Here is a 6,703-nt window from a genome sequence, read left to right on the forward strand (position 1 = left end):
CAAAAGCAACTTATATGTACTGGCAGAAACGATTCGACAGAGTTGATCCTAACCAAGAGTTAGAGGATAAGGTTATTGAGATTCATGGCGTACACAAAGATTTCGGTTATCGCCGTATGTGCAGCTTAATCAACTCACTCCGGCCATGCTTGACCATATGTTTCAGCAACTTTTTGACAAGGGGCTATCTCATAGTACCGTCCGTTATGCACAGCGTATTTTAAGTGTATCAATGGAACACGCACGAAAGTATCACTATATCGAAAATAATCCTGCCCGCGATATTATTACAAAGTTTGGCAAGCAAGGGAAAACGCCCGACCCGTACACCATAGAACAAATGCAAAAATTTATGAGTAATGTAGTTGGTACGGAATGGGAAATGCCTGTTGTGCTTGCCGGAATGTATGGTCTGCGTATGAGTGAGATTATCGGACTGCGGACAACAAACATTGACCTCGTCAAAATGCAGTTTGGCGTTGTCGAGCAAATGCCGTTCAAAGTACCGCCCGGTACGAAAATCATAACAGAAATGGCACCGACCAAATCCAACGACCGTATTTTGCCTATTACAGAAGAAACGCTGCCGTATTTCCTGCGGCAGTTTGATTTGCTTGATAGGCAAAAGGATTTGATTACTGCGGGCGGCGGGGAATACTATGACAACAAATTGTTTATCGCAAAGCCGGACGGTTCTCCGTACCGACGTGATAGAATGTCAGCTAACTTCGGTCAGCTTATCCGTCACCTTGAAATGCCGCACATTCGTTTCCACGATTTAAGACACACGGCAGCGACCAATATGCACCAACTGACAGGTGATTTCTACACGGTAGGCGAGATATTGGGGCATACGCTGAAAGGTATCGGTATGTCGCTTGGTATTTCTACCAACCTTGAAGCTGTTACAGCACAGTATGTTGATGTTCGGATTGAACGTAAGAAAACGGTACTTGAAACTTACCATAAGGCATTACAGCCACAGAAGCCCGACACGGGAAAAGAAAAAGGAAGTAAAGAAGCAGTTCCTAAAGAGAAAAAGAAAAGCAGCGAAATGGAACTATGACAGATGTATCTTTTTATAGCTCCACGCTGCTTTTTATATGTTTTTAGGAGTTCCGGGCACCATTAGGGCACCAAGCTATACATTTTATGTGTATACAGTGCATACGGGATTATATGCCGGGCACCACAAATCAGGGCACCACTGGCACCATTTCAATCGCTATCAACCAAACCGGGCACCAGAAAAAGGCATAAGAAAACCCGCGTAAACCCTTGATTTACGCGGGATTGTTGTTGGCGGAAGCGGTGGGATTCGAACCCACGAGCCCGTGAGGACTACCTGATTTCGAGTCAGGCCCGTTATGACCACTTCGATACGCTTCCATTTAATAAGTATTCAGTTTTCGGAGCAAGTAACATGATTTCGAGTCAAGCTCGTTACAACCACTTCGATACGCTTCCATATCACAAATTGAAAGTCCAGCTGATTATCACAAAATTCCCTTAGAACAGCTATAAACTCATGCAAGCCATAACTTTCCCCAACAAGGCAATAAAAAATAGTCTCAGAATTTTGCTCCTAAAACAACAATTTGGCAATTAATTATACCAATCCCCGCAGAAAAAAGCAAGTTTTTTGTCAATAATAAAATCCGAGAGTTTTTTCGCTACCTTGACACTATGGTCAAACTAATGTAAATTTATATATATTGGGATATATTTACTTCCTACCTATATATATAGGGTCAGATAACAAAGAAGCAGGTGTTTTTATGAAATCACAACTACAATCAAACTATACCAACGAAAGTATCACCTCTTTAAAAGGAGCAGATCGTGTGCGCCTTCGCCCCGGTGTAATTTTCGGTTCCGATGGCTTAGATGGCTGCGAGCATGCAGTTTTTGAAATCCTATCTAACTCTATTGATGAGGCACGAGAAGGCTACGGAAAAAAAATTGAAGTCATTCGCTATAAGGATCATTCCATCATGATTAAGGATCATGGTCGTGGCATTCCTGTAGATTATAACGTCAAGGAGGAGCGATTCAACTGGGAATTGGTTTTCTGTGAGCTCTATGCAGGTGGGAAATATCAAAATAATACAGGGGAAAACTACGAATTCAGCCTAGGCTTAAATGGTCTTGGCACCTGTGCAACGCAGTATGCTTCGGAATATATGGATGCCGTCATTTACCGTGACGGAATATGTCATAGCCTTCATTTTGAAAAGGGGGAAAACATAGGGGGCCTTATAAAAGAAGGGGCAGATAAGCATCCTTCGGGCACTCAAATCAAATGGCGTCCCGATCGGGATGTATTTACAGATATTAATATTCCCCTCTCCTATTTTCAGGATATCTTAAAAAAGCAAGCTGTGGTGAACGCAGGCTTAACTTTTGAACTTTTTGATGAAGAAAGTAGCGAAAAATTTATTTATTGTTACGAAAACGGCATTAAAGATTATTTATTAGAACTTTCCGGAAAAGATAACCTTACTGATGTTTATTATTTGCAAACAGAAACAAAAGGACGAGATCGAGAGGACAAGCCTGAATACAAACTAAAATTTGAGACAGCTTTTTGCTTTAACAATCAGGTAAATCTCTTGGAATATTACCACAACTCCAGCTTTTTGGAGTACGGTGGTTCTCCTGACAAGGCGGTGAAAAACGCCTTTGTTTTCGCTATAGATAAATATTTAAAAGGAAACAATCTATACAAAAAAGATGAAAAGAAAATAACCTTTTCTGATATTGAGGATAGCTTAATTCTAGTTATCAACTCCTTTTCTACCGTTACGAGCTACGAAAACCAAACGAAAAAATCCATTACAAATAAGTTTATTCAAGATGCGATGACAGACTTTTTCCGCGAGCAATTGGAAATCTATTTTATTGAAAATAAAATGGATGCAGAAAAAATTGCAGCCCAGATTTTGGCAAACAAACGCAGTCGGGAAACGGCTGAAAAAACTCGTATTTCCATCCGCAAAAAGCTGACCGGCTCTTTGGATATGAACAATAGAGTAGAGAAATTCGTAAACTGCCGTACAAAAGATCTTACGCGACGTGAAATTTATATTGTAGAAGGTGATTCCGCTTTGGGCGCTTGTAAGCTAGGCAGAGATGCAGAATTTCAGGCAATTATCCCTATTCGAGGAAAAATTTTAAACTGTCTGAAGGCGGATTATAACAAGATTTTTGCAAATGACATTATTACAGACCTTTTGAAAGTTTTAGGCTGTGGCGTAGAAATCAAATCAAAACATACTTCGGACTTAAATTCCTTTGATTTAAGTCAATTGCGTTGGAATAAAATCATTCTTTGCACCGATGCAGATGTAGACGGATTTCAGATTCGTACCCTTCTCTTAACCATGCTTTATCGCTTGGTACCCACTTTGATTCACGAGAAAAAGGTTTACATTGCTGAGTCCCCTCTTTACGAAATTATAAGTGGAAAGCAAACCTACTTTGCCTATTCCGAAACAGAAAAAACAGACATTTTGGGAAAACTCAAGGGAAAAATAAAAATCAATCGTTCCAAGGGGCTTGGTGAAAATCAGCCGGAAATGATGTGGGAAACCACCATGAACCCTGAAACAAGGCGCTTGGTTTTGGTTACTCCTGACGATGCAAGGCGTACGCAGGAAGTATTTGAGCTTCTACTTGGGGAAAATTTGGCAGGCAGAAAAGAATTTATCGCTGAAGAAGGCCATAAATATCTGGATTTAACAGACATTAGCTAAGAGAAAGACGGTGTACCAAAATGGCAAAAAAGAAAACAACAACCACTGAGGTTAAAGAAAATTTTATACAAGAACAGCCTATTACCCAAACTTTGGAAATAAACTATATGCCCTATGCCATGAGTGTCATTGTTTCCCGTGCAATCCCTGAAATTGACGGATTTAAGCCCTCTCACCGGAAGCTTTTGTATACCATGTACCTAATGAATTTACTAAGGGGCGACAGAACGAAATCCTCAAATGTAGTAGGACAGACCATGAAACTCAATCCCCACGGAGACGGGGCAATTTATGAAACTCTGGTACGTTTAACAGAAGGGAATAGTGCCCTTTTAGTGCCTTTTGTGGATTCAAAAGGAAATTTCGGCAAGCAATACTCCAGAGATATGGCTTATGCGGCCCCCCGTTATACCGAGGTCAAGCTTGGGTCAATTTGCGGTGAGGTATTTGGGGACATTGAAAAAAACACCGTAGATTTTGTAGATAATTACGATGGCACCATAAAAGAACCTACCCTTTTGCCCACAACCTTTCCCAACATTTTAGCAAACCCCAACCTAGGGATCGCCGTTGGTATGGCAAGCTCCATTTGTAGCTTTAACTTGTCCGAACTTTGCGAGGCAACGATACAATACATCAAAGACGACTCCATCAACCTTTGCGACCATCTTCCAGCACCCGATTTTTCAACGGGAGGCCAATTGATATATAACCGTAAAGATTTAGAGCATATATACAAAACAGGTCGAGGTAGCTTTAAGCTGCGGGCAAAATATCGTTTTGACAAAAAAAACAGCTGCATTGAGATTTACGAAATTCCGTATACCACCAATATCGAAAGCATTATCGATAAGATTCTTACTTTGGTAAAGAGTGGAAAAATCCGAGATATTACGGACGTACGAGATGAAACGGACTTAAACGGGCTTAAAATTACACTAGACATTAAGCGTAACACCAATCCCGAGCTTTTGATGCACAAGCTTTTCAGCTTGACCCCCCTTTCCGACAGCTTTAGCTGTAATTTTAATGTTCTCATTCAAGGCAAACCTATGACCTTGGGTGTTGGGGATATTTTAAAGTATTGGGTAGCGTTTCGTATGGATTCCATTCGCCGTCAGCTTGCCTTTGATATTAACAAAAAAGAAGAAAAATACCATTTATTAATGGGTCTTTCTAAAATCCTTATGGATATTGACAAAGCAATCTCTATCATTCGCAATACAGAGCAGGAAAGCATGGTTGTGCCCAATTTAATGCAAGGTTTTGAAATCGACCAGATTCAAGGGGAATATATTGCGGAAATCAAATTAAGAAATATCAATAAGGAATATATTTTGAAACGTATTGAGGAATTAAAAACCCTGGCAGAAGAAATCCAAAACCTAAAGGATACGTTGAAAAGTGATGCAAAAATTCGAGGGATTATCTGCAAGCAGTTAAAAAACGTACAAAAAAAATACGGCAAACCAAGAAAAACGGAAATTGTACAAGAGGACGAGGTTGTCACCATCACAAAGGACGATCTGATTGAGGATTACAGCATACGTCTTTTCCTAACGGAGGAGAATTATTTCAAAAAAATTCCGCTTTCCTCCCTTCGTTCTTCCGGAGAACAAAAACTAAAGGACGATGACCAAATTCTTTACGAAATTGAAACAACTAACCGTTCGGAGATTTTATTTTTTTCCGACCAGTACAATGTTTATAAAATGAAAGCCAGCGATATTTCTGACACAAAGGCCAGCATCTTAGGAGATTTTCTTCCAAACCTTTTAGGCATGGATGCAGAAGAACGCATTCTCTATTTGACCGCTACCACAGATTTTTCCGGCTTTATGGTTTTCTTCTTTGAAAACGGCAAGGCAGCAAAGGTTCAGCTTTCAGCTTATGCTACAAAAATGAACCGCCGCAAGTTGGTAAACGCTTATTCTTCTAAAGCAAAACTGGTTTATATGGAAAAATTGGATGCGGAAACAGATTATATTTTAATGCGGAACAATGACAAAGCAACCTTATTAAATACAGAACTAATTCCCATGAATGCAACAAAAAGTGCATCGGGCATTCAAGTTTATACTCTAAAGAAAAACAGCATTGTTTCCGCGGTTTTCAACCCCGAAGCTTTTCTCTCAGAAAATATTGAATATTATCGCACAAAAAAAATACCCTCAACAGGACATTTCATTCAAGAAAAAGATAAAACGGCAAATGGCTTGCAGACACAACTAAGTTTAGGGAATGAATAAAATTTCGCACAAAAAATAAAAACTGTTTTCTTGGAAAAACTTCCTTGAAAACAGTTTTCGTTTTTACTTCCTATTCTTTTTTAAGCTCCAGAAGTATTTCTATCTATTTGACGTTTTGCTAAGCTAATAAAACAAAGCATTCACTTCTCTATTGACAGAAACCCTTAACTTACCTTTGTAACGGAAAATTCCATTTTATAATGGGCTTTTTCTGCTCCTTCCTTGGGCATCAGCATAGAGCCATAATCTTCGTAGCCTTCTTGTTCCACATTGCTCACATAACTACAATTGCCAATGCAAATGTTTGAAGAATAATAATTACCAATTACCCTATCTAAAATGGAGCGGGGATTATTGATAAAAGGTCCTACGTCTTCATCCGTACAACCAAAAGCAAGAATAATCAAGATTTTTTCTTCCTCTTCTTCATTCATTGTAAAAACCTTTTCATTTTCCACTTCATGCGAGATAGAAACACCTGTCAAATAGCCATCCTCTATTTCATATTTAAAATCCATTGGCCCATCATCAACATCTATAGTAATAACGTTTCCATGTGAAGGCTTTTCTACTAATTGTCCATTCTCATCCATATACCAACCTTCATTTACATCAAGATATTTGCAAAAATAGTTATAGTTTTCCGCAAATTCCGCTAGGGTAATATCTCCACGGTTTGGCGGAAACTGCTGAATCTGT

At 39.3% G+C, this 6,703-nt stretch carries 5 protein-coding genes and 1 tRNA gene; 4 read left to right on the top strand and 2 right to left on the bottom strand.

Annotated elements, in window-relative coordinates; genetic code table 11:
- Together P9Q65_RS12820 and P9Q65_RS12825 are read left to right on the top strand one after the other, a co-directional pair.
- A partial coding sequence (locus tag P9Q65_RS12820; RefSeq protein ID WP_304509883.1) for a hypothetical protein occupies nt 1-224 on the top strand: 224 nt, incomplete at its 5' end.
- A gap of 8 nt (nt 225-232) precedes the next feature.
- Entirely contained in the window at nt 233-1,066 is an 834-nt protein-coding gene (locus P9Q65_RS12825) for a site-specific integrase (protein WP_304509884.1), read from the top strand.
- Between the two features lie 234 nt (nt 1,067-1,300).
- Here P9Q65_RS12825 and P9Q65_RS12830 read toward each other — a convergent pair.
- Nucleotides 1,301-1,389 (bottom strand) — tRNA-Ser (locus tag P9Q65_RS12830).
- A 389-nt stretch (nt 1,390-1,778) separates the two neighbouring features.
- Here P9Q65_RS12830 and P9Q65_RS12835 point away from each other — a divergent pair.
- Nucleotides 1,779-3,755 (top strand): DNA gyrase/topoisomerase IV subunit B, encoded by a 1,977-nt coding sequence (locus P9Q65_RS12835; RefSeq protein WP_304509886.1) that lies wholly within the window; start codon nt 1,779-1,781, stop codon nt 3,753-3,755.
- A 20-nt stretch (nt 3,756-3,775) separates the two neighbouring features.
- Nucleotides 3,776-6,004, top strand: a complete 2,229-nt coding sequence (locus P9Q65_RS12840; RefSeq protein ID WP_304509887.1) for a DNA gyrase subunit A — start codon at nt 3,776-3,778, stop codon at nt 6,002-6,004.
- A 164-nt stretch (nt 6,005-6,168) separates the two neighbouring features.
- Here the strand turns inward: P9Q65_RS12840 and P9Q65_RS12845 are convergent.
- A partial coding sequence (locus tag P9Q65_RS12845) for a hypothetical protein (RefSeq protein ID WP_304509889.1) occupies nt 6,169-6,703 on the bottom strand: 535 nt, incomplete at its 5' end.

The sequence above is a fragment of the Anaerotignum sp. genome (assembly GCF_030625865.1).
Lineage (GTDB): Bacteria > Bacillota > Clostridia > Lachnospirales > Anaerotignaceae > Chakrabartyella.